Raw genomic sequence first — 682 nt, 5'->3', positions numbered from 1 at the left:
GGGTCCAATCGCCCGAGCCTGCGGCGCCAACGCCTCGGGCGGCCGGCGGCTCGCGACGGTCACGTCGATGTTCTTACGGGCGAAGGCGTGGGCAAGCGCCTGGCCTATCTTACCGAATCCTATAATCGCATAGCTCATAGTGCTTCTCCGATCCGTGTTGATATGGATCCCCCCGGCCTTTCAGATGGCCGAAAAGCCGCCGTCGACAGACAACTCCACCCCGTTCACGAAACTCGAATCGTCTGACGCGAGAAACACCGCGACCGCCGCGATTTCCTCGGGGCGCCCCATCTTTCCCCTCGGAATCAGGGATTCGAACATCAGCTTCGCCTCCTCGGTGAGAACCTGGTCCTGCATCGGCGTGGCGATCGGCCCCGGGCTCAGCACGTTCACCCGGATATTCCTGCCCTTCAGTTCGTTAAGCCAAGTGCGTGCGAATGAGCGCAACGCCGCCTTGCTCGCCGCATACACGCCGTAGCCAGGAAAACCTTTCACCGAAGCAACAGATCCGGTCATGAAGATCGATCCGCCATCGTTGAACAGCGGCAAGGCCTTCTGAACCGCAAACAGCGTGCCGCGCGTATTCAGGCCGAAAGCCGCATCGAAGTGCTGCTCGGTAATTTCGCCTAGTGGGACGGCTTCGCCAACGCCGGCGCTCGCGTACAGGACATCGATCCTGCCC

2 protein-coding genes are annotated in these 682 nt (G+C 61.4%); both read right to left on the bottom strand.

Annotated features, from left to right (window positions below; all coding sequences use genetic code 11):
- Positions 1-138: NAD(P)-binding domain-containing protein (locus ACWTU8_RS31800; protein WP_455851249.1), on the bottom strand; the 138-nt coding region annotated here is incomplete at its 3' end.
- Positions 139-180: 42 nt separating this feature from the next.
- Positions 181-682 (bottom strand): SDR family NAD(P)-dependent oxidoreductase (locus tag ACWTU8_RS31795; protein ID WP_455851248.1); only part of this gene is annotated, 502 nt, incomplete at its 5' end.

This window comes from Mesorhizobium sp. BHbdii, assembly GCF_053848045.1.
Note: the sequence above shows the minus strand (reverse complement) of the source record. Positions and strands in the feature narration are given on the sequence as shown.